The 23,973-nt window shown below is 32.5% G+C and carries 26 protein-coding genes; all 26 read left to right on the top strand.

The genetic code is table 11. The features are described 5' to 3' along the window. Positions 1–177: 177 nt before the first annotated feature. Positions 178–819, top strand: coding sequence for a hypothetical protein (locus tag G5B37_RS03570; protein WP_164678702.1), 642 nt, complete (start codon positions 178–180; stop codon positions 817–819). Between the two features lie 402 nt (positions 820–1,221). Continuing rightward, on the top strand, positions 1,222–1,512 hold the full coding sequence (locus tag G5B37_RS03575) for a helix-turn-helix domain-containing protein (protein WP_164678703.1): 291 nt from the start codon (positions 1,222–1,224) through the stop codon (positions 1,510–1,512). Further along, positions 1,505–2,698 carry an AAA family ATPase gene (locus G5B37_RS03580; protein WP_164678704.1) on the top strand — a complete coding sequence of 398 codons (1,194 nt, stop codon included), beginning with the start codon at positions 1,505–1,507 and terminating at the stop codon, positions 2,696–2,698. The genes G5B37_RS03575 and G5B37_RS03580 overlap by 8 nt, the downstream gene beginning before the upstream one ends. Further along, positions 2,688–3,671: a hypothetical protein gene (locus G5B37_RS03585; RefSeq protein ID WP_164678705.1), complete on the top strand. Its 984-nt coding sequence runs from the start codon at positions 2,688–2,690 to the stop codon at positions 3,669–3,671. The genes G5B37_RS03580 and G5B37_RS03585 overlap by 11 nt, the downstream gene beginning before the upstream one ends. Next, a complete protein-coding gene (locus G5B37_RS03590) occupies positions 3,668–5,269 on the top strand; it encodes a GmrSD restriction endonuclease domain-containing protein (protein WP_164678706.1) in 1,602 nt (533 codons plus the stop codon). Before G5B37_RS03585 ends, G5B37_RS03590 begins: the two co-directional genes overlap by 4 nt. A gap of 283 nt (positions 5,270–5,552) precedes the next feature. Then, positions 5,553–5,996 (top strand): WapI family immunity protein, encoded by a 444-nt coding sequence (locus G5B37_RS03595; RefSeq protein ID WP_164678707.1) that lies wholly within the window; start codon positions 5,553–5,555, stop codon positions 5,994–5,996. Positions 5,997–6,210: 214 nt separating this feature from the next. After that, a complete protein-coding gene (locus G5B37_RS03600; RefSeq protein WP_164678708.1) occupies positions 6,211–6,798 on the top strand; it encodes a hypothetical protein in 588 nt (195 codons plus the stop codon). Positions 6,799–7,040: 242 nt separating this feature from the next. Next, the gene (locus G5B37_RS03605) at positions 7,041–7,412 is read left to right on the top strand and encodes a nuclear transport factor 2 family protein (RefSeq protein WP_164678709.1); all 372 of its coding nucleotides are present in this window, start codon (positions 7,041–7,043) and stop codon (positions 7,410–7,412) included. Between the two features lie 235 nt (positions 7,413–7,647). After that, a complete protein-coding gene (locus G5B37_RS03610) occupies positions 7,648–8,124 on the top strand; it encodes a hypothetical protein (RefSeq protein WP_164678710.1) in 477 nt (158 codons plus the stop codon). A gap of 182 nt (positions 8,125–8,306) precedes the next feature. Next, a complete protein-coding gene (locus tag G5B37_RS03615) occupies positions 8,307–9,011 on the top strand; it encodes a hypothetical protein (RefSeq protein ID WP_164678711.1) in 705 nt (234 codons plus the stop codon). A gap of 231 nt (positions 9,012–9,242) precedes the next feature. Further along, a complete protein-coding gene (locus G5B37_RS03620; RefSeq protein WP_164678712.1) occupies positions 9,243–10,451 on the top strand; it encodes an AbiH family protein in 1,209 nt (402 codons plus the stop codon). Positions 10,452–10,690: 239 nt separating this feature from the next. After that, positions 10,691–11,056: a hypothetical protein gene (locus G5B37_RS03625; RefSeq protein ID WP_164678713.1), complete on the top strand. Its 366-nt coding sequence runs from the start codon at positions 10,691–10,693 to the stop codon at positions 11,054–11,056. A gap of 254 nt (positions 11,057–11,310) precedes the next feature. Further along, entirely contained in the window at positions 11,311–12,090 is a 780-nt protein-coding gene (locus G5B37_RS03630) for a hypothetical protein (protein WP_164678714.1), read from the top strand. Continuing rightward, positions 12,083–12,643 (top strand): RNA 2'-phosphotransferase, encoded by a 561-nt coding sequence (locus G5B37_RS03635; RefSeq protein WP_175017402.1) that lies wholly within the window; start codon positions 12,083–12,085, stop codon positions 12,641–12,643. Before G5B37_RS03630 ends, G5B37_RS03635 begins: the two co-directional genes overlap by 8 nt. 212 nt (positions 12,644–12,855) lie before the next feature. Then, on the top strand, positions 12,856–13,317 hold the full coding sequence (locus tag G5B37_RS03640) for a SadB/YajI family lipoprotein (RefSeq protein WP_164678715.1): 462 nt from the start codon (positions 12,856–12,858) through the stop codon (positions 13,315–13,317). A 250-nt stretch (positions 13,318–13,567) separates the two neighbouring features. After that, entirely contained in the window at positions 13,568–14,278 is a 711-nt protein-coding gene (locus G5B37_RS03645; protein ID WP_164678716.1) for a hypothetical protein, read from the top strand. Between the two features lie 304 nt (positions 14,279–14,582). Further along, positions 14,583–15,032, top strand: coding sequence for a hypothetical protein (locus tag G5B37_RS03650; protein ID WP_164678717.1), 450 nt, complete (start codon positions 14,583–14,585; stop codon positions 15,030–15,032). A gap of 238 nt (positions 15,033–15,270) precedes the next feature. Further along, positions 15,271–15,855 carry a hypothetical protein gene (locus G5B37_RS03655; RefSeq protein ID WP_164678718.1) on the top strand — a complete coding sequence of 195 codons (585 nt, stop codon included), beginning with the start codon at positions 15,271–15,273 and terminating at the stop codon, positions 15,853–15,855. A 295-nt stretch (positions 15,856–16,150) separates the two neighbouring features. Next, on the top strand, positions 16,151–16,846 hold the full coding sequence (locus G5B37_RS03660) for a hypothetical protein (protein ID WP_164678719.1): 696 nt from the start codon (positions 16,151–16,153) through the stop codon (positions 16,844–16,846). A gap of 223 nt (positions 16,847–17,069) precedes the next feature. Next, on the top strand, positions 17,070–17,969 hold the full coding sequence (locus tag G5B37_RS03665; protein WP_164678720.1) for an ATP-grasp domain-containing protein: 900 nt from the start codon (positions 17,070–17,072) through the stop codon (positions 17,967–17,969). Between the two features lie 173 nt (positions 17,970–18,142). Then, a complete protein-coding gene (locus G5B37_RS03670) occupies positions 18,143–18,904 on the top strand; it encodes an alpha/beta hydrolase (protein ID WP_164678721.1) in 762 nt (253 codons plus the stop codon). A 155-nt stretch (positions 18,905–19,059) separates the two neighbouring features. After that, complete coding sequence (locus tag G5B37_RS03675; RefSeq protein WP_164678722.1) at positions 19,060–19,446, top strand: hypothetical protein; 387 nt, start codon at positions 19,060–19,062, stop codon at positions 19,444–19,446. Next, entirely contained in the window at positions 19,443–19,889 is a 447-nt protein-coding gene (locus tag G5B37_RS03680; protein WP_164678723.1) for a hypothetical protein, read from the top strand. Before G5B37_RS03675 ends, G5B37_RS03680 begins: the two co-directional genes overlap by 4 nt. Positions 19,890–20,161: 272 nt before the next feature. Beyond that, positions 20,162–20,914 carry a DUF6794 domain-containing protein gene (locus tag G5B37_RS03685; protein ID WP_164678724.1) on the top strand — a complete coding sequence of 251 codons (753 nt, stop codon included), beginning with the start codon at positions 20,162–20,164 and terminating at the stop codon, positions 20,912–20,914. Between the two features lie 235 nt (positions 20,915–21,149). Further along, positions 21,150–22,064 carry a T9SS type A sorting domain-containing protein gene (locus tag G5B37_RS03690; RefSeq protein WP_164678725.1) on the top strand — a complete coding sequence of 305 codons (915 nt, stop codon included), beginning with the start codon at positions 21,150–21,152 and terminating at the stop codon, positions 22,062–22,064. Between the two features lie 346 nt (positions 22,065–22,410). Then, positions 22,411–23,532 (top strand): hypothetical protein, encoded by a 1,122-nt coding sequence (locus G5B37_RS03695; protein WP_164678726.1) that lies wholly within the window; start codon positions 22,411–22,413, stop codon positions 23,530–23,532. Positions 23,533–23,973 lie beyond the last annotated feature (441 nt).

Raw genomic sequence — 23,973 nt, forward strand, 5'->3', positions numbered from 1 at the left:
TAATCGTAAATTAGTCCATCGGATAAAACCGATAGGCGGCGCCACTGCCCTGCCGACGCTAAAGCCAGATGCTACGCCACGTTGCTACTCCGCATCTACGCCCAGCCGAAGCAGCCGCTCATTACCCGCCGTATCATATGCAAAACCGTTGTGGTGCATTAGAAAAAAACTTTACGAATGAAAAAATGGCTTTTCGGAATCTCAATTTTTTTGAATATTATTTTCATTCTTATTTTCGTGTGGAATAGTATTCACAGTCATTCTAACGAAATTGGTCGTTTAGAAAAAGATATCGAAATTGGATATTTTAATTCTGACAATGCAATTTTCAAAATTCCAAAAGGCTTAACCGTTAAAAATGTATCCGAACGAGGTTTGGGAGCAATTGGACAATTTGAAAACGAACGATTTTCGATTGTAATAACTTCAAATGACGCGAGCTTGGTAAATTATGATTTACCAAAAGATAGCTTAAATATGTTTAGCAACTTCTACTCTGCCGAAATTCCGCGGAATAATAGGCAGAATGGAATTCCTCAAGGCAATTTCGTTTATGAATTATATTTCGCTGAATTTAATGGTCGAATGAACAACGCAGAATGCAAAGTTGAGATAAACGGAAATAAAATAATTGTCGAGCAAACAGAGAACACAAACTTGACCGGCGGAAATCAGATATTTAATGGTTTGATTTTAAAACATAAAAGCGGAAAATGGATTTTGGCGGAAAATGAAGAAGATGCAAATGCAGAAGAAATTGGCGGTTGTACAGAAATTCCAATAATAGATTTTGAGACAAAAATTATAGAATGGTGCTGAATAAATAACGCACCACAACAACGCATATAATACAGCGGGTCTGATGGTTAAGTGAATTGGATTTCCTACAATTAATTGTAAATTAGTCACGCGGATAATTACGTAGTGGCGGCGCCACTGCCCACGGCTGATTCGCACGCTGCGCTTCCCACTTTCGCTGACGCAAAATGTTGGCACTGCCGAAGCTGCCGCTAAAACCCGCCGTATCATATGCAAACCCGTTGTGTTTCATACACCAGCCACATATTTTAGCACTTTCGGTTTTTGCCACCACATAATACAACGCTCGAAAAACCAAAAGAGCTAAAATTTCCCACCTCACTCATACTCTGTTTCAAATTAAGAACTTATATTTGACTAATATTGACAAGACAATAAATCGAAATCTTGAAATCAAACATTATGAACAATTATTTTGGACAAAAAATAAGAGATGTAAGAGAGAGTAAGAATATGCTATTAAGGCAACTGGCTGCTTTTTTAGAAGTTGATACTGCCTTGATAAGTAAAATAGAAAAAGGAGATAGAAAGGCAAATAAAATCCAGATTAGTAAAATATCAAGTGCATTAGAACTAAATGAAAAAGAGCTATTAACTCTCTGGTTAGCAGATAGAATTGAAAAAGCAATTAGTGATAATAAAGAAAATGCATTAGATGCTTTAAATTTAATTAAAGAAAACTACAATGATTGATAAATTATATTTTAAGAATTACAAATCTTTTAAAGACAAACAGGAAATTGTTTTTAAACCGATTACTGTAGTAATTGGTAAAAATAGTTCTGGAAAAAGTGCTGTAGTAAAGTTACCTACATTGTTGGAAACATCACTTCTCGGAAAATATGATGACCCTCTTTTACTCAATAACAACGGAGTTGAACTTGGTGCCGAATTCAGAGACCTTATTTATGGTAGAGATATAGGTAGTTTAGAGCTTTCTATACAAGAAAATAATAACTTACTTGATATAGAAATTACCTCTGGTGTTAAAGATGCTGATTTTCCAAAAATTAGAAAATGGCAATATAACGATATCCTAAAGCTCTCTTATGACGACAAAAAGGATGAATATTTTGATGAGTTTACAAAACAAAATTATAAAATAGAGTTTTCAGGTTTTAATATTACAAATATTAAGCCTGACGTTAAAAACACAAGTTTAGATATAAGTTTAAATACTAACTATGTAGGTCCTTTTAGAGAAATTCCAAAAAGAACATACAATATAAGTGGAAGTTCAAAAACTTTAAAGGTTGGTAATTACGGAGAGAACGCCTATCAGATACTTATAAATGATTATGTTAAAAAAGGAGGGGAATTACTGAAACAAGTAAGTGATTGGTATGAAGATAATTTTGATGGTTGGGGAATACAAATTAATGATAGTTCTAAACCTGACTACAAAATTGAGTTAGTTAGAAACAATCCTAAATTTAGCATTAATATAAAAGATGTTGGAGAAGGAATGACGCAAGCATTGCCAATTGTTGTTAGTGCATTTATTGAAGATAAAAAAGAAGTGTTGACTATATTAGAACAACCAGAACTACATCTACATCCTGCTGCTCACGGTAATTTAGCAGAATTACTAGCTTTATCTTCAAAAACTTCTAATAAAAGATTTTTAATAGAAACCCACTCTCAAAATTTTATTTTAAGATTGAGACGTTTAGTTGCAGAGGGAATAATTGACAAAAACAACCTTGCAATTTATTTTGTTGATTATGATAGTGAAAATAATTCAAGTTTATTAAAGCAAATTGAAGTAAAAAGAGACGGAAGTGTTTCATTTTGGCCAAAAAATATTTTTAGTGAAACATTAGATGAAACGTTAGCAATTAGAAGTGCTCAATTAAAAATGTTAGAAAATGATAATTAAAATCAACTCTAATATTTTTAACGATAATCAAAATTTAAAAGATGTAAATTATCTATTGAACATATTTTCTGAAAATAGAAGATATGATTATTTCTGTGAGTATGGATTAATTAAAGATACATCACTATTTAATAATTTACTGGATTTGAATAAAGAACTTATCGAACAATACTTCAATCGGTTTATACGTGAAAGTACACCTAAAATTAGCCATACTATTTCTGAGGAGACATCTGATAATGAGTTTAATTTAGAAGAGGCTAAAATATTTTTTAATCAACCACTTATAATTATACTTGAGAACAACTTAAATGATGCTTATTTTATTGACCAATTAATTACTGTTTTTAAGAAAAGAGGAAAAGGAATAAGAAGACATAAAAAAAACAATTGGTTGAAATATGGTAATGGAGGAGGATGTACTAATATTACAAACTTCATTGAAGGAGAAATGAAAAACTTTAAAGACTTACCTAAAGAAAATCATAAGTATTTAAAATGTTTTGTGTTAATCGATAGTGATAAACGACACCCAACAGATGTTCGTCCCGAAAGAGCTAAACTGTTTCAGTATTTAAATAAAAAAAACATTCCATATCACGAACTAACTAAAAGGGAAATGGAAAATTATTTACCTGATGAAATTATTAGGACTGTAGAAAAAAATGAGGATTTCATTGATGCATACTTAACATTAACACCTATTCAAAAAGACTATTTTGATATTGAAAATGGATTTGAAGATAAAAATATAGATGATTTCGACCAAGAGATTAAAGAAATTTATGCTGGCTTATCAAAAGAGTTTATTTCAGTTTTCAGAAAGAAAAAAATGAACATAAATAATTTTAAAACAGAATTCCCTAAATTATTTGAGCAAGCTACACAAGAGCAACTAAAAAAAAGGGCTGATAACAAAAGTAACCCTAACGAATTAGAAGATATTCTAGATAAAATAACTCAGCTATTATGAGAAGACAAATTCAAGTAAAACCAGATGTACATAGACTAATGAAGTTTATGACTATGATAGAAGATGGAAGATTTAAAATTCCTACCTTTCAACGTGACTTTGTATGGCGTGATAAAGAAAAAATTGAACTCTTTGACAGTATAAGTAAAGAATATCCTATAGGTTCAATTTTACTGTGGCAACCATTGAAAAAGTTTTCTAATAAAGGTAGAATTGGACCATATAAGATTAAACACTTAGATGATACAAATTATTTTTATGTGCTAGATGGTTTTCAAAGACTATCCACATTATTTGGTTGTTTAATAAATCCCAATAAAACACAATTAAGTTATAACAGAACTGTTTTAGATAAACATTTCACTATGTTTTATAGTTTAGATGAACAAACCTTCAAAATGAAGAGGGCTTCTTCAATTATAGACATACCTGTTTATATATTAATTGACACGTTTGAATTTCTAGATTATATTGATAACTTAAGAAATGAATTAAGAGAAGACCCAAACCTTACTACATATATAGAACGTGCGAAACAGCTATCCTCTACTTTAATCGACTACCAAATCCCATCAATTGAGATATTAGGTGGAACTATAAAAGATGCAGTAGACATATTTTCTAGAATTAATTCTAAAGGGGTAGAAATATCTTCGGATTGGATGCTTTCTGCTTTAACTTCGAATGAGCATGGCTTTAATCTAGGAGAGTTATTTACTTTGCTTTTAGAAGACTTAAAAGAGTATAACTTCGAAAGTATTAAACGAGAAATATTAGTCCAATGCATTCAGAACTCATTCGGAAAAGTTTATTTTGACCAAGATTTGGAAGAATTAGCTACACGTTCAGACTTCCAAAGCATCTCGATTAAAACAATTGATAGCATAAAAAAAGCAGTTAAATTCTTATTTGAAGAACTATTAATAATCGATAAAAAACTTTTACCATATAATAATCAATTAATATTTTTAACTCATTTTTTCAACAACATAGAAAACCCAAATACTCAACAAATTTCTAAGCTAAAAGAATGGTTTTGGGTAACATCCTACTCTAATTATTTTACAATATTTTCATTAAGTAAAATTCGTTTAGCTTTTGAACAATTTATGAGTTTTACCGAAAACCAATCGGAAAACGCAGTTTATTATGACAAATCAAATCATAATTTTTCAACAGCAGACCTTCCTAAGACTGTATCTTCTGGAAGTGTAAGGTCGAAGACTTATCAATTATTTTTACTTAATAAATCAAATGATTTTAATTCAATAAAATCAAAAGATGTTGAAACATTAAGATTAACCTATTTATACAAAGGAGATAAAAAACATTCAAATCTCATTCCTTTAATTATTTATACAAAAGCATCAGATATAGATTTACCTTTTGAATTTAGAAAATCAAAAGAAATGTCCTATTTGTTAGAAATGCAGAATGTAGATTTTCGAGAAAAATACTTCTTGAATGAAAGGCTAGTTCAATTACACAATCATAGAGAATTTGAAAGAGTATTAGATGAACGACTTAAACTTATTGAGGTTAAGGAAAGAGAATTTGTGGAAGATTTAGGATTAACTTATATTGATTTAATAAGTTAAGATACCAACGCTTAAAGCCATACACATTAGCAATTCGCTATAGCCAACGCTACGCCAAAAATTGCAAAAGAGTATGGCTTTGCCAACGCTACAAACAGAACGGAAAATAAAGTACGAAAACACAACAACGTATATAAAAAATAGCGGTTTTAGTGCTTAAACGAAAGATAAATAATAAAATAAAGGTCAGTTATAAACCGAAAAATTAGTGCTTAAAAATCCGCTACTTTTCATATACAAGACCGTTAGCAACTATTAGAAAAAACCAAATCTTGAAATTAAAATGGAGGAATTTGAATTAAAAGGACAAGATGGTTGGATAAGAATGTGGATTAATGAAGTGTTTGAATTCCCGAACAAAACAAGTCATTTTGGTGGCTACGACTGCATATTAGGAATTGAAATAAAAACCGGAAATTATAACGTGAAAAGCCAATTCTACTCAACCACTGGGGAACTGTTTGATTTTAGAAATAAATTCAAAATATGCCAAGCTGAACTGAATGGAGTTGCAGAGTTTAACTCTTATGAAAGCAATCTGGAATTGACAGTAAAATACTCGCAAGGCAAGGTCAATATTTGGGGGAAATTCCAAGAAAATTTAGCGATTGATAATATTTTGGAATTCGATTTTAATACAGACCAATCTTATTTGCAGAGTACGGAAAATGAATTGAATAGAATTGTTGAAAAGTACGGAGGAATGAAAGGAGTAGCGGAAAAATAACAGTTGCTAACAACGTATATAGCTCATAGCTGGGCAGTTGCCTAATCGAAGTTAAGGCATATTTGCAAGTCCGCCAAATTTTTTAATTTGGCTTATTGAGAAAAAAAGGTAATAAGAAAAATTTAAAAATTCGGCTCGTGCTCAACCGAAAAGTTATCGCTAATTTGTACGCTACGAGCCATATACAAAACCGTTGTGGCGCATTAAAAAAACTATGGATATACTTTTTACAGATGATAAATATGATGACATAATCCACGGCGACGGAGGATTGTCAGATAAAAACATTAAAGAAATCGAGGGATTTTTAGAGCTTGGAAAAATTGACAAAACCAAGGAAGTAAATATTGGTCCCGGTGCTGATTTATTTGTCATTCTAGCATCTATAAGCTTAGTTGTAAATATTTTCTTAGTAGGAGATAAAATTGAAAAAGGGATTGCAGGTTGGATTAAACTCGGTAAAAGAATTAAAAATCTCTGGAAGACTAAGAAATTAGTTTCAGTTGATAAAGACGGGGCTAGCCTATTAGCAATTGAATACATAGCTAGTCTAGAAAATATAGAAAATTTTGAAAAAGTTGACGAACATGAAATAAATATTGTGAGATTAGATGGACTATTTCCAGGACGAAAACCTGATGAATTGATTTCTAAACCACACAACTATTATATTCAGACTTATATTATCAACGTTGAAAAATTTTATATTATCGGGATTAAATCAAGCGGAGAAGTAGAATTAATTAAATGTTTTGAATTTGGAAACCCATATGGATTGACTGAATTAAACCCTGAAAAATAACGCGCCACAACACCGCATATAATACAGCGGTCACATTCGGCTATCATTAAAATTCCCTAACTTTATAGAAAATTTAATACAGCGGATAAATCCGTAACAGCGGCGCCACTGCCCACGGCTGATTCGCACGCTGCGCTGCCGACGCTCAGCCGATGCAGCCGCCCAAGACCCGCCGTATCATATGCAAACCCGTTGTACGCAAGCTGAGAAACGTACTCAGAAATTGAAAAATTGATGAAATAATGAATAAAAAAGAAATCGCAAGGCTATATATTACTCACCTTGAAAATGGAAATATTGAACAAGTTATCGCTTTATTCAATCAGAATGGAATGGTTGACTCACCACTATACGGAATAAAAAAAGCAGATGAATTTTATCATGAATTGAATAACGATACTTCAAATTCTGAACTTTATTTAAAAGGAATTTTTGAAGATAATGACTCAAGTGATTTAGCTCTTTATTTCACCTATAAATGGACTTTAAAGAATAATCAAAAAGTGGAATTTGATGTAGTAGACATTATTGAATTTGATAATCAAAACAAGATTAGTAAACTAAAAATTATATATGATACTGTTACTGCTAGGAAACTAGTGGAGCAATTATAAAAGAAAGCCTGCGTACAACACCGCATATAATACAGCGGGTCTGATGGTTAAGTGAATTATATTTCCTACAAATAATTGTAAATTAGTCCATCGGATAAAACCGATAGGCGGCGCCACTGCCCTGCCGACGCTACAGCCAGATGCTACGCCACGTTGCTACTCCGCATCTACGCTCTGCCGAAGCAGCCGCTCATTACCCGCCGTATCATATGCAAAACCGTTGTGCAAAAGTTGAATGAAAAATATCCTTCTATTATCGCTGATTTTATTACTTCTCATTTCCTGTTCTGATAATCGGATTGAAAAAGGTCGCTATGTCGTTTTGGAATATGAGCAAAATACAATGAATTGGATATTTGAAGAAGGTGTACCAACTGAACTTAGTGAAAAAGAGTTAAATGAGATTGAAAAAATAATTGAACCGAAAATTTCAAATTTACTATCTCGTAGGAAATACTATAGGCAATATGTTCCTGTCATCAATATTGATGGTGATAAACAAATTTGGATTAATTTTCTCTGTGGTAATCCGGAAAACGATCGATGGAAAACTAAGCCAATGTATGTCCTTGATGGTGGCAGTTGCTTTTTTCAAATCAAAGTAGATTTGTCAAACCATTTATTCTACGATTTTTGGATTAATGGAATTGCCGAAGTCCAACCATTGCACAACAACGCATATAATACAGCGTTCACATTCGGCTTTAATTAAATTTCCTAACTTTATAAAAAATTGATACATCGGATAAAACCGATAGGCGGCGCCACTGCCCTGCCGACGCTACCGCCAAATGCTACGCCACGTTGCTACTCCGCATTTACACATAGCCGAAGCAGCCGCTCATGCCCCGCCGTATCATATGCAAAACCGTTGTGCGCAAGCTGAGAAAACCGATGAACGAAATAAAAACCGACATAAAAATTGGACAACAGATTTTTGAAAATGTTCCTGAAATTGTACGTCCAAATTGGGCAGGATTGGTTTTATCTCGATTTGACAGATATTTAGAAAAAATTCCTGTTGAGATTTTAGAACTTTATGACATTATTGATGAAAAACAAAAATGGAAACTTGCTCACGACCAATTCACCAAAATCAGAATGCTGAATTTATCGAATACTGACAAAGATTTTGAATTGTATTTGAGATTGGCTGAAAGAGTTGCTAAAATCACTTATAACTCTTCTGAACAATCAGCACCATTTGACGCAAATAGCGGATTTGCCATTCCTATGTTTGCTTTGCAATACTGTGATTTAATTGATGATGAGCATTTACATCAAGAAGTAAAATCTACAATTCTAATTTTTCAACGAAACAAAGGATTTAAAAATAGCATAACCGCAACGACCGATTTAATAGTTTACAAGAAAATTGATGATATTCTTTGGATTGATTGGGACCCAATTGGAGTTAATGACGTTGCGCCAAGAGATGAATATCAAGGTTACGTTCCAGAAATATTCCGACTGAAAAAAAACGGAGCTGACAGGATTGAAATCGCGAAAAAGTTGTTAGATATTGAAAGAAATCAAATTGGAATGTTGGGAACGTTAGACGAATGTTTAATAGTAGCTGATAAAATAATTGAAGCGTAGAAAGCCAGCGCACAACACGGTGTATAAAACATAGCTAATAAGTGCTTAACCGAAAGGTTTCTGTATATTTATGAAGTCCGCCAAATTTTTAATTTGGCTTTTAAAATGAAAAAAAGTTAAAAACAAAATATAAAAATTCGGCTCTGTGTTAATCCGAAAAGTTAGTGTCTATTTGCACGCTACGTTTCATACACAAGTCCGTTATGCGTCATTTTAATACAAAAAAAGAAAATGCCTAAAATATTAATTACAGGAAATGGTTTCGATTTAAATTTTGGGTTACCAACTTCGTATGATGATTTTATTAAAATATTGAATTTCATTTCCTCCAATGAGATAGATTTTGAAAATATTTATTCAAAAACAAAGAATTACGAAAAACTATTAGAAAATTTTTCCCCACATATTTTTGATGATGAAAAAATAGAAGTGCTGAGAACGGATATTTCTAAAAATCTTTGGTTCAATTTTTTTAAAAATGAATATGAAATTGATACTTGGATTGATTTTGAGAATAAAATTGAATATGTATTAAAAATCTTATTTCATTCATTAGATTATATTAAAGAAAAAGTGTTTTCAAAAGGTTCTATTAAAGTTAATCAACTAAGTTATGATACTAGTCTTTTTGGGAAAAATATCGAAATAGTACAAGTAATGGCTAAATTCGGTATAATAACGTTACGTAATAATTCTCAGCTCGGATTAAACAAAGAATACCTAGAGGAAAAATATGGATTATTTATTAATGTAGATTTAGGTAAAATAACAAGAATGCTTTATCAGGAACTTGTTGGTTTTAAAAAAATTTTCAATTATTTTTTTGAAATCTTTGTCTTTCCTTTTTATAGCAATCTAAAGAAAAAAACTGATACCAGCATTTATAAAAATATAGATAAACATTATACATTCAACTATACTCCAACTTTTGATAAAATTTATCATAATTCAAATATTACTAATTTCTTACACGGTAAGGTAGATTCCGACTTAAATAAAATAGTTTTAGGAATTAGTGAGATTCCTAAGAATAATGTTGACAATAAATATTTTATCCCTTTTACTAAATATTTTCAAAAGCTGAACAACGATACGGATTATATTTTTATTAATGAATATGAGAAAAGCTATTCGGAAAATTTCATGTTTTTCTTTATGGGACATTCCTTAGATAAATCGGATGCTGAATATATTAATGAAGTATTTGATTTTGTAAATAATTTGAAGTCAAATATTAAGAAAATTATAGTCATATATCATAATGAAACCAGCAAATCGAATTTAATAATTAATCTTTTGGATATAAGGGGAAAGGACGATATTCAATATCTCATGAAAAATAATATTCTCGAATTTCATATGATTGATTCGAGTGAACTGAAAACTGAATTGTTAAAAAATATTTCAAGAACACCAGTAATTAACCCAGGAGTGTATTAAAACGTCGCATAACAACGCATATAATACAGCGGTCAGATGGTTAAGTGAATTGTAATTCTTACAATTAATTGTAAATTAGTCCATCGGATAAAACCGATAGGCGGCGCCACTGCCCTGCCGACGCTAAAGCCAGATGCTACGCCACGTTGCTACTCCGCATCTACGCTCTGCCGAATCAGCCGCTCATGCCCCGCCGTATCATATGCAAGACCGTTATGTGTAAGTAATGAACAATATCAATGATTAAAGAATTTATATTAAAAAAATCTCCTCTCCTCAAAATAGTGCTCAGAGAAACAGAATTCGAAATAATCAATCAACAATATAAAAAAGAAGGCGGAATGTTTGAATATTCAAAATTGTACAACATCGAATTTAGAGAAGAAAGCATTGACCATTCAGGTTCACTTATGATTTTCATTATGAGTCTTTTTTTACCTAAAGCAACAAGAACTGCTAAATTTAGAGAAAGGTTAATAATGAATTACGATAAAAAACAAAAGAAAGTAATACTATTTGACTTTGACAAACAGGAAACCCAAGACGCTTTAAAAGAGATAAGAAAACTGATGGATAAAAAATATCTACAATCACAATTGAGATAAACCTACACATAACACCGCATATAATACAGCGGTCACATTCGGCTTAAATTAAATTCCCTAAATTTATAGAAAATTTGGTACAGCGGATAATTACGTAGTGGCGGCGCCTCTGCCCTACGCTGATTCGCACGCTGGCGCTTCCCACTTTCGCTGACGCAAAATGTTGGCACTGCCGAAGCTGCCGCTCAAGACCCGCCGTATCATATGCAAACCCGTTACCTGCAATTAAAACAAACATCCTGCAAACAATATAAATGGGACTATTTAATAAAATATTTGGAAAAAGTAATACGATAAAAGTCCAATTCATTGATTCGTCAAATGGAAACGTAATTGGAGTTTCAGAAATGCCACCAGAACAACTTCCTGAAACGTTTGAAATTCAAACAACAATGCACTTAAATGATGAAGATTGGTCAATTCAAGAAGCAATTCCTGCACACTCAAAAGAATTCCTTCAGTCAAAGAACTTAACATTAAAAATGAGAAAAGTGGAAAAAATGAACCCGAACGATATTTGGTTCACCACACCTACCATATCCAACGAATTTCCACAGACCGAACCAAAAACTAAGGAATCTGACTTTGACATTAACATTCACGAAGATGATTACAGACAAAAGGAGTTTTTGAATATCAACTCGCTTCCCAAAATAGAAGAAGAATTAAAGGCTATCAATGAGATTTGGGAAAATCATTCTAAAAAGAGTGAAGAATACACATTGTTCAAAAATTGCCACACAAGAAAAACGATTGGGTTGGCTAACTTATCAATCGATTTCAATCAATTACAAAATTCTTTGAATTCTAATTCAATTGGCCAAGTTTTAATAAACGGAGAAATGCTTTCAAACGGATTCAGTCTAAAGACAGAAAATACAACGTATTTCGGAACTCTTAATGACGGAAAAGTAATTGAACTTTGCGTATCTCAATGGAACGACAAGACAAAAAACGAAATATTAAAAATCAACAATGAATTTAATTTACTCTTTGTGAATTGGTTTAACTGCGACATAATTAAAAATGATTAGCGAGAAACAACAAACACATATAAGTAAGTTTTTAAGTTTGGTATTAAGACACAAACCTGAAACAATTGGAGTTCAACTTGACCAAAATGGTTGGGTTGACATTAATGAATTGATTGAGAAATCAAACAAATACGGAATTAAATTTAACAGAGAAACATTAAACCATATCGTTGCGACTAATTCTAAAAAACGATTTGCTATTAATAATAAACTTGACAAAATTAGAGCAAGTCAAGGACATTCAATCGAAATTGAATTAGGTTACACGAGTCAAAAGCCACCAAGAACTCTTTTTCACGGAACAAGTGAAAAATCGGTTCAATCAATATTGAAAAAAGGACTTAAAAGACAGAATAGACAACACGTTCATTTAAGTAGCGATATTGAAACAGCAAAGAAGGTTGGTCAAAGACACGGAAAACCATATATATTTAAGGTATTTGCAGAACAAATGTTCAACGACAATTTAGAATTCTTTATTTCTGAAAATGGAGTATGGCTAACTGAAAATGTGCCTGAAAAATATTTAAGTGGACAAGAAAAATGGGAATAATAACTGCAGGTAACAATGTATAAAAAAAATAGTGCAAAAAGTTCTTAACCGAAAAGTAAGTCTGTATTTGCTAAGTCGCCAAATTTTTAAATTTGGTCTAATTAATATAAGAAAAGATAATTAACAAAATTTAAAAATTCGGCTTTAGTTTAATCCGAAAAGTATCGCTTACAACTGCCCTACTTTTCTTATACTAGACCGTTACCCACAATATGAAAACAACAAAATTCATTTTAATATTTATAGTAACTTTTTTCGTGTTTACCTCTTGTAAACAAAAAGAAATAACTGATCTAAAAAATCAAATTTCAGAACTAAGTAAAAAGAATATTGAGCTAAAAGATTCTATTTCTCAACTTGAACTAAAAAATTTATATGCTTTTCACATCTTGGGCGGATTAGAAACAACAGAATTAAAAGTTAATCAAGAATCTACTGTTGATTTCTTTTTTGCATACAAGGACTACATTCACAAATATGATTTGTACCGTATAACCGGAGATGGTGAAAACGATAGAGAATTGATTAAAGAAAATAACGAACTAAGTGAATTTCAGTACACTTATACACCGAAAGACAAAAATGACAATCATATTAGACTTGTCGCAGTTTTCGATTTAGATAGTATAGGAATTGAAATTCCAGCAAATCTAAAATTGCCAATATCTGATTAAAATACTGTGGGTAACAACGCATATAATACAGCGGTCACATTTGGCTATCATTAAATTTCCTAACTTTATAGAAAATTTGGTACAGCGGATAATTACGTAGTGGCGGCGCCACTGCCCACGGCTGATTCGCACGCTGACGCTTCCCACTTTCGCTGACGCAAAATGTTGGCACTGCCGAAGCTGCCGCTCAAGACCCGCCGTATCATATGCAAACACGTTATCTGCAAGCTCAAAAAAATCTATTGCCTTTATGAAATTATGGCTTTTGATGTTAATAATTATATTTTCTACTAACTCCTATAGTCAGGACGGTATAAGAATTTATAAGGTTGAAGGAAAAACACACGAGATACAGAAAAAATATTCGGTTCACGAATATACCCTCCGCTCAGACTCGACTTATACCTTTAAAAATTATCGTCTTGACAACAAATTTCAACGAGAAAACTATAGATACTATAAGCCACTAACAGACGAGGGGAAATATAGGAAAGAAGGAGAGTTTTATATTCTAAGACCCTTTAATCAAGATTTTGACCTCGGGAAATTTAAGGTGACCGATGATAAAATGACCTATTTCTATGAATGGAAAGAAACCAGATTGAGAAAAGGCGCAACTTACAAAAGGTTAAAACCTGAAGACTTACCGATAATTGAGATTTTTAAGCAAATCAAAGATTATACTTATTATAGAAATATAGACAAGGACTTAATTGAATCTATAACAGAAGGAGAAATAAAATACGGACCGCAGTTTAAACAAATTGGAGGTTTTTCTTGCTCTGAATACTTTTACGACGAACAAGGAAAGAAAGAATTAATACGTGTAGAATACTCGCAAAGTACAGACCAAAGTTGGACAGAAAACTATTATTACAAATTTGAAGATTTAATCTATGCCATAAGAGTAAATGAAAGTCCAGATGGAAAAACTGAAACCAAAAGAAATTTTCCTAAGTAATGGACACATTATATTCGAATCAAAAACCAACTTTATAAGTGCTAAAGTTTTAATCGAAAATGGAAACAAATTTTTGGCTGAATATAAAGCCAGCAGATAACAAAACCTATAAACAATACGGGCTTTGGGCTTAATCGCTGGGTTTGTGTATTTTTATGATGTCCGCAAAATCTTTTGGATTTTGCTTTTTAGCGGGACAAAGAAAAAAAGAAAACCAAAAGATTTCGCTATGCGCGTGGCGGAAAGCAAACGCCAGTTTGCTCCCGTACTGTTCATAGCTCAACCGTTGCCCACAATATTCTAAATGACCCGAGTTATAAAATTTCTAACTGATTTAGATGATTATGAATTAGCATATTTTGCCAAATTCAAACTCAAAACTTACATGCCAGAAACTCAATCCGAAATCGAGAAATATATTGCGGATAAAGGACTGACTGAACAGCGGATTGAAAAACTAATTGCGACTAATCCAAAACGCGATACGGAAAATGGAAAAATAAGATGTCCAAGATGCTCAACCGATAAAATTAGATATGAAAAAGTTGAATGGATAAATAATACTGGACAATTTGGATTGGAAGATGAGATTTCTTCGCTTGATGGATTGGATGGAAGAGCAACTTACAAAGATCAAGTTATTTGTAATGTTTGCGGATTTTGGATAAAAGACCCAAATTTTGAAAAGAAGAAAAAGTCGTTTTGGCATTACATTGCGGACGGAATTTTTGACATTTTTACTGGTTGGCATTAAATAACGGAAAGAAAAATACTGTGGGCAACAACGCATATAATACAGCGTTCACATTCGGCTTTAATTAAATTTCCTAACTTTATAAAAAATTGATACATCGGATAAAACCGATAGGCGGCGCCACTGCCCTGACGACGCTAAAGCCAGATGCTACGCCACGTTGCTACTCCGCATCTAAGCCCAGCCGAAGCAGCCGCTCATTACCCGCCGTATCATATGCAAAACCGTTGTGCAACATATGAGAAAAACCGTACGACATATTAAAAAGAGAAATCGATTCTCAATTATTTTTCCAATTTTAACAATAATCGCGATTGGAATTCTATTTACGTTTTCATCATTTTATGAAAAGAGTTGGTCTTATAATTGGAATGGAATTAGTGAGCAAATTAGAGATAGCATAAAAGTTGCAGAATATGGTGGGATTTCAAGTGGAGTTGTTGGCGTGTCAGGAAGAAAACCAAAACAATTTGACCGACGAATTTGGATAATGAAAAATGCTACTGAAAAAGAACTCTTAAATCTTACTGAATACCCTAGTGGCACAATTAAAGCTATTGCCTATGAAGGCCTTTTGCGTAGAAAAGATTATAAAGATAAAACAAGTTTGGTTCTCAAATCATTAAAAGATACTGAATACCCAATTGAATACCAATCTGGTTGCTTATCTTCAAAAATGTATGTTGGTGAATATTTGATTAATCAAGTATTATTTTTAGATAATCAAGGTCCTCCTTTACCTGAAAGTTTTGTCAATTACAGAAAAGAAAAATATGATGTTGATAAAATAATGAAGGAATATTTGAAACTTAAAAAACTATGATGATACGTTGCACAACAACGTATATAATTTATGGCTTAGTTGAGTAAGAGAATTAAACTTCCTACATTTTTTCACTAACTTGTCATTCGGATAAAATCGGCGAGGCTTGCCACCCGAAACCGCGCTTTTACGCTGGCTAAATTGAAAAATTCGGCTCAATCAAGCGCTCAACGCTCAATTCGCTTTAGAATACATAGTCTAGGGTGGATTTCGTAAGAAAGGCTCATTAAGCCACCCTAGCAAGCTAAGTCGCCACAAATCATATACAAGACCGTTACCTTTAATTGCATTAACAATGCCATATAATAAAATAGTTCCTCCAAAGTATAATGAGACGAATGCAGTTTTAAACAGTTACTTTTATTTTGATCAAGCTATTATTTCGACATTGGATTTTGCTCTTGAAGATCTTACTGACTTGTATAATTTATCAATTGAACCGATAATAAAAAAGGATGAATTCTTAACCGAACAAGCTCGGAAGCACCCAATTCCTATGGACATAGAAACCGACGAGGATTATCGATTAATGCGAATAAATCAAGGAATCAGCGAACAGGGTTCAAAAATTAATAGCATGGCAAGTTTTCTAAATCAAGTCACAGCTATCTATTTATGGGTTATAGTAGAACAAACTGAAAACAAGCTTATAAATCTTATCGAAAACACTTTGCAAGGTAATGATAAGCATAATGGTTTTACTGATTGGAAAAGACGAAAAAAGTATTTTAAAGCACTAAACGTGAAGGTCGAAGGATTTAAAGCATATTTTGATGTTTTGGAACTTCAGAAATTCAATAATAAAGCCAAACACTTAGGAAAAGTTGATAAAGAATTAGCCAATATTAAGACTTTTAAAGGAAAGGAGAATATACCGCTTGAGCATGTAACAGTTCCTATAGAAAAATACCTTAATCAAAGCTATTATTATATTCTGGAACTTTTTAATCAAGTTGCGAAAGAAATTTTTCCTAAAAAAAATGAACTATAATACATGCAACTAAAAGGTAACAACGCATATATCACAGCGGTCACGGGCGGCTCGAATTAAATTCCCTAACTTTATCAAAACAACAAACAAGCGGAAAGGAACATAGTTGCGGCGCCACTGCCCTGCTGATTCTCACGCTGACGCTTCCAACGCCCAGCCGAATCAGCCGCGCATCACCCGCCGTGCCATATGCAAGACCGTTGTACACCATTTGAACGAACCAATGAAAATCATTTTTTGCGATAGCGTAATTGACAATAAAGTAGTCGAACCTGACTACCAGTCGGAATTTGATTCCGCAAAAGAAAATGAATTTGAGACACACATTTTCAGTTTCGAGGAACTGACTGATGGAAACATAAATGGAGCACTAAAGTTCATTAAAAGTTCTGACACAAAAGAATTTGGAATTTATCGTGGTTGGATGATGACACCAAAGGTTTATGAACAATTCTATAATGGACTTTTAAAAAAGAATATTGAGTTAATCAATAATCCAACTGAATATGAACATTGCCATTACTTACCGAACTCTTACGACAAAATTGTTGGAGAAACACCAAAATCAAATTGGACTAAAGATTTATCAAAAGCTAAAATCATTGAACTAACTAATGAATTTGGAGATAAGCCGATAATCGTGAAGGATTTCGTGAAATCTGAAAAACACAACTGGAATGATGCCTGTTTTATTCCAAACGCTTCTGACAAAACTAAAGTGGAAAAAATTGTCGACAGGTTTTTGGAATTAAGAGGCGACTATTTGAATAAAGGAATTGTATTTCGTGAATTTGAGGAATTGGAATTTTTGACTGACCACTCAAAAAGTGGAATGCCTTTAACTAAAGAATTTAGAATTGTATTCTTGAATAAGAATGTAGTCCAAATCTATAATTATTGGGACGAGGGAAATTATGACTCTGAAATACCAGATATTGATTTCTTTAAAAATATTGCGGAAAGTATAGAAAGTAACTTCTTCACAATGGATGTTGCAAAAAAGAAAAATGGAGGTTGGATAATAATGGAATTGGGAGACGGACAAGTTGCTGGACTTCCTGACAATGCGAATAGAAACATATATTATAAACAAATAAAAAACGGTGTACAACAATGGCTATAAGTAATTGCTTGTTCTCGCCTACTTCTGAAAATCCTCGAGGATTTTCAGTTTGGTGTGTACTTGCTAAGTTAAGTGCTAAACCACGCAACTACTCATAGCCGAGACCGTTGGCAACAATTTGAACCGAATGCAAAATGAGAAACTATCTTTTACTTTTTATCATAATCGGACTAATGAATTCGACATTAGGATTTTCTCAAGATGTGAATATCAAAATCGGAATTAAAGACAGCATTCAATCCAAGAATCTGAATGAGAATAGAGCATTTATCATAAATCTTCCGAAAGATTACGAAACTTCAAATAAGACCTATCCTGTTTTATACGTTTTGGACGGATTACAAAGCAACTTAATAGAAGCTATAAACGTGACGAACAAACTTCGGACTGAAATGATAATCGTTGCAATACCAAATACAGACCGAAATAGAGATATAATGCCATTAAGCACACCAACATATGAAGTTGACAATCCTGGAGCTGAAAATTTTCTCTCATTCATTGGAAATGAACTAATTCCACATATTGAGAAAAATTATCGTACAAATGGAACAAGGACTATTAGAGGAAGGTCGTTGAGCGGATTATTCGTAATGTATGCTTTTCTGGTAAAACCAGAATTGTTTGACAATTATATTGGAAATAGTGCAGGATGGTACGCGGATATGGATTATTATTTTGGAACCTTAACTGACAAATCTTTTAAAAACAAAGACCAATTTATTGGCAAAATGCTATTTGTTGCTAACTCTTTAGCTGACCCATTTGACCCTAAAAAAGAAGTTCATACTGCAATGCTCGAATTTTCAAAAAAAGTAAAATCTGAATTAGGAGCGAGACTATCATTCAAGTACGTAACCTACGACAATTATGGACACGTTCCTTATCCGAGTTTTTATGACGGATTGAAATACGTTTTGAATAATAATGAATAAAAAAACTGTTGCCAACAATGGCTATAAGTAATTGCTTGTTCTCGCCTACTTCTGAAAATCCTCGCGGATTTTCAGTTTTGTGCGTACTTGCAAAGTTAATTGCTAACCCAAGCAACTACTCATAGCCGAGACCGTTGTAGTGCATTTGAGAAAAAATGAAACCTGAATTAAAATATATCGAATTGAAAAGCGGATTTGGATATAATGGACCAGCTTGGATTGGAATGGCTGAATTTTCGAAATCTGGACGGACTGTGTATTTCAATGGAAGAGCACTTAAAAATTCAAATGCTCAAGGAATTGCAGGAAATTACTTTGATATAGAAAACGGAGACGAATATTGGGTTTCTGGAATTAAGAAAAATGGAACTGATAGACATTGGGGTGGTGGTGGAAAGATAATGATAGACAAAAATATTGTTGAGCTCTATTTGAGTCTAGTTGATTTTAATGTTTTAGACAAAAATCACTTTGAATTGACTGAAATAAAAACAACTGACAAACAAAGATTTACGGAGTTAGAAAATAAAAAACTTAATTGAAAACCTTGACCGAAAATAAATTACATAAACTTTATAAACTGATTGCATATACTCTAATTGCAGTAAGTCTGATTTTGATTTTAATACCAATCAAAAACTTATCAGTTCAAGATAAATTTGGAATTGCATTAGTTATGAATATTGGTTTTCATATGTTTTATCATCTCATTAGTATTGTACCAATAAAGCAACTGAATTGGGTAAAAGGCAATTCAACAGTACAAAATCTTGCTTTCAAAGCTATTATGGTAATATCTTATTTTATTCCAATTGCTTGTATTTTGGCTTCAGTTATGATTATTACAGAATCGTTTTCAAATCAAGAATATTACAAGCTGACTATACTTTTAGTTTTTTCGGGAGTAATACTTGGCGCACGTAAATTAAATTTAAAATTAAAGGATTGGAAAAAAACGCACTACAACAACGTGTATAAAACATAGCTAGCGAAGGCTTTCCGAGAGGTTTGAGTTTATTTACAATGCCCGCCAAATTTTTAAATTTGGCTTTTAAAATTGATAAATTAAAAACAAAATATAAAAATTCGGCTCTGTGTTTAATCCGAAAAATTAGCGTCTTTTTACACGCTACGTTTCATACACAAGACCGTTGCCCACAATTAAAAAAAGCAGTTCCCTAATCGAAATGAACAGTTCACTCATTATAATTTTTGAATATAAAAAAAGGATTATAGTTTTGGAGAAACAACCGAATTATGAATAAAAAAATTCTTGTCTTATTTCTCATTTTTCCAACTTTACTGATAAGCCAAAATGATTGTGGAAAATTTATTGAGAAATATATTCCGACTGACCTAAATGACGCAATTGCTTTTTTTGAATGTAAGTGGTCAGAAGAAAATTTAAACGAATTTAAAAACAAAGAGGAACAAAAGGCAACTTCTGAATTACATTTCGGAACTGGAAGGTCATTAAGAAACAATTGGAAACTTTGGGCTGGAACATCTGAATTATCAAAATTTTTTAGAGATTTAGGAATAAATCATCCTGATGATATGTCAGGAATAATTTTGACTTCGCTTCATCGAAAACTCAACGGAATTGAAATAAAATTAGATAATCAAATAAAGTATTACAAAGATTATTGGGCAGAATCCGAACGTAAAGAAACTGAAAGAAAAAACAAAGAGTTTAGCGAATACAAAATCGGAGATATTGTCGAATTTACTTTTGACTATGATTTCGTTTCTAAAAAACAAGAAGAGAAATGGATGGACGACAAATGTTATGCAACTGCAATAATTCAAGACTTGAACTCTGAAAAGTTGGAATTAAAAATTAAACTCAAAAAAAGTTGCGACCCAAAAGGTATTGTTATTTTAAAGTATGATGTTTGGGAAGAGATTGATGGCAAATATGAAAAAACAGCAGAGGACAAAATTGAGATTATGAAAAAAGGAGAAACACGCTGGAGTTCTTATGAATTATGGGACATTGTCGAAAAATAACTGTGGGCAACAACGCATATAATACAGCGGTCACATCCGGCTATCATTAAATTTCCTAACTTTAAAGAAAATTTGGTACAGCGGATAAATACGTAATGGCGGCGCCACTGCCCACGGCTGATTCGCACGCTGCGCTTCCCACTTTCGCTGACGCAAAATGTTGGCACTGCCGAAGCTGCCGCTAAAACCCGCCGTATCATATGCAAACCCGTTAGCCACAATTAAAATCAAAGAAATGAAAAAAATATTACTACTTCTGACTTTAATATTAGGGTTTACATTTTGTTATAGTCAAAACGATTGCTCTCAAGGTGATGGTACCTTTCGATATGAAGCAAAATTATATATCGTAAATGTACCAAGCGAATTTGATAAAAATGACTTTATTAATCATATTATCAGTCTTGATAACATTTCTAATGAAGATTTAGCAATTCTAAATGAACACATAACATTAGTTTATAAAACCTTTCCCTCGCAAAATCCACACACGACGGTGACTATTGTGACTACGCTAGATGTATTCTCAATATTAGATGATTTAAATAATTCAATTGAATTTCATTATTGCGTAGTTAACGATTGTTCATGGAGTGATGGAACGTTTAGATATTATGCATTATTAACGAGTACTGATGTTCCAAACGACTTTGACAAAGATGATTTTATCGACTTTATTATTGGAATTGATATTATATCAAATGAAGATTTAACAATACTTGAAACACACATTACATCTGTTGAAAAAGCTTTTCCATCATCACAATCTGATCTGCTTAAAAGAGTTGTTGATGTTGAAGCGACTTTAGAGATATATTCAATATTAACTGATTTAAATAACGCCATTGAACATAACTCATGTAATAGTGAGGCTATTTTAGAAATAAATGATTATAACAAACACAAAAATTCAATTATATATCCCAATCCAGTTACCGAACATTCTATTCTCGAAATTAATTCGAATTCCAACAATATTAAAATAGATTTAATAAATAGTTTAGGTCAAATAATTCATTCCGAGAGAGTCTCAAAAAAAACTATTATTGAGCTAAGAAATTTTCCTAAAGTTATTGGGGTTTCATTTCTAAATATTCAAGACTTAACAAATGGAACTTTAGAAATATTAAAAATAATTAGGGAAGAATAACTGTGGCTAACAACGTATATAATTTATGGCTCTGTTGGTTAAGGCGATGAAAAGTCGTACAAAAAACATAACTTAGTCCATCGGATAAAAACGGCGAGGCTTGCCATCCGAAACAGCGCTTTTACTCCGGCTAAATTGAAAAATTTGGCTAAATCAAGCGCTCAACGCTCAATTCGCTTTAGAATACATAGTCTAGGGTGGATTTCGCAAGAAGGGCTCATTAAGCCACCCTAGCAAGCAAAGTCGCCACAAATCATATACAAGACCGTTAGCTACAAGCACTAAAGAAATATTTAGAAAATTTGAATTAGCGATTATAAATTTAAGAATACAATTAAAAAATATAATGAAGATACTTATTGCCCATTATACTTTATTTTTGATTTTGCTTTCGTGTGATAGTTCACAGAAAAATGATTTGGTTAAACAAACCGACAGTCCCAACAACTTCTCGATTTATACTGGCTGGCAGGAATATAACTTACAAGGAAAACCCAGAGAGGTTATTTTTAAATATGAACGTAACTACGAAATAAATCGGGAAAATTGGAGCTATTACGAAAACGCTAATGAGTTTTGGAGCCATAGCCTATTTAATGGAAGGTTAGTATTTGATAGTTTAGGTTTTCGAACTTTTACCTCCTTGCGCCATAAAGATTCAATTGGTATTGAAACAAACGATTTTAACAATAGAAACGTAAACAAATACATATATGATATTGAGGACTACAAAATTAAGATTGGATTAAGACAACTAGGTGTTCCTAAATTCCCGATTGAACATCCTTACGGAATACAAGTTAATTATTTATCCATATATACTCCCACTAACGACACAACTCAGGTTAAATTTGATTACGTAGTAGATAAAAAAAAGATAATTAGAGAAGACATTTATGTTCACGAAGATTCTTTGACCGATCTCCTACGTCAAGGGAACAACACGTTTGAGAAACGTATTTTCAGTTATGATGAAAAAGATCGCATAATTAAAATGCAGTTTTTGCCAGATGAGTACTTGAAGGACGATGGTTTTATGTACAAGATGCAAAACAGGATGGTTAATGATATTGCATTACCAGCAGGGGAAACCAACCTATACACTTATACTTATGACGAGAATGACAGGATAACCCAGACGGTGTTGACTATAAATGACTTTAAAGTCTTTCAAGAGGATTATGCCTATGACAATCAAAGCGATTTGCCATTTAAAGTAAATAGGTTTACACTTTCTACTGTTAAAAGGTATCCCACTAAAAATATGGAATTATATTATGATGATTGGGGAAACCTTACCCAACGTATTGATATAGATGATAATGGCAAACCCGTGCGCTGGCGTTATTATGATTACGAATACGATTCCCATAATAATTGGGTTCGTTTAGATATGTTCATGGAAGGCACAAAAGAAAAGTCTGAAGAACCTACATTAACCGTGTTTAGAGATATAAAATACTTTTAAAAGGACTGAATTTTAATTATTTAATATTATCTAACTGCAAGAACTTGAAAATAAACATAGTAAAGTGCCAGTAGCTAACAACGTATATAATTTATGGCTGGCATTCGTAAAGATTGAACATTTCCACATTTTTTGATTAACTTTCAACTCGGAATTAATCCGGAAGGCGGCGCCACTGCCCTGCAAACGACACCAGCCAAATGCTGCGCCACTACGCTACTTGCATTTACGCTCTGCCGATTCAGCCGCAAAGTCGCCACAAATCATATACAAGCCCGTTACCAAACATTGGCACTAACGTTAGTTTAAACAAACTGTCTTTACATCGGATTTATTTACGCAGCTTATCAAACCGAATTCAATATTGGATTCATTCACGCTTTCTTGGAATAGTGTTAAATCTGAAAGATGCGTCCACGGCGGACTCAATTGCGCTTGCGG

The sequence above is a fragment of the Rasiella rasia genome, from assembly GCF_011044175.1.
GTDB classification, from domain to species: domain Bacteria; phylum Bacteroidota; class Bacteroidia; order Flavobacteriales; family Flavobacteriaceae; genus Marinirhabdus; species Marinirhabdus rasia.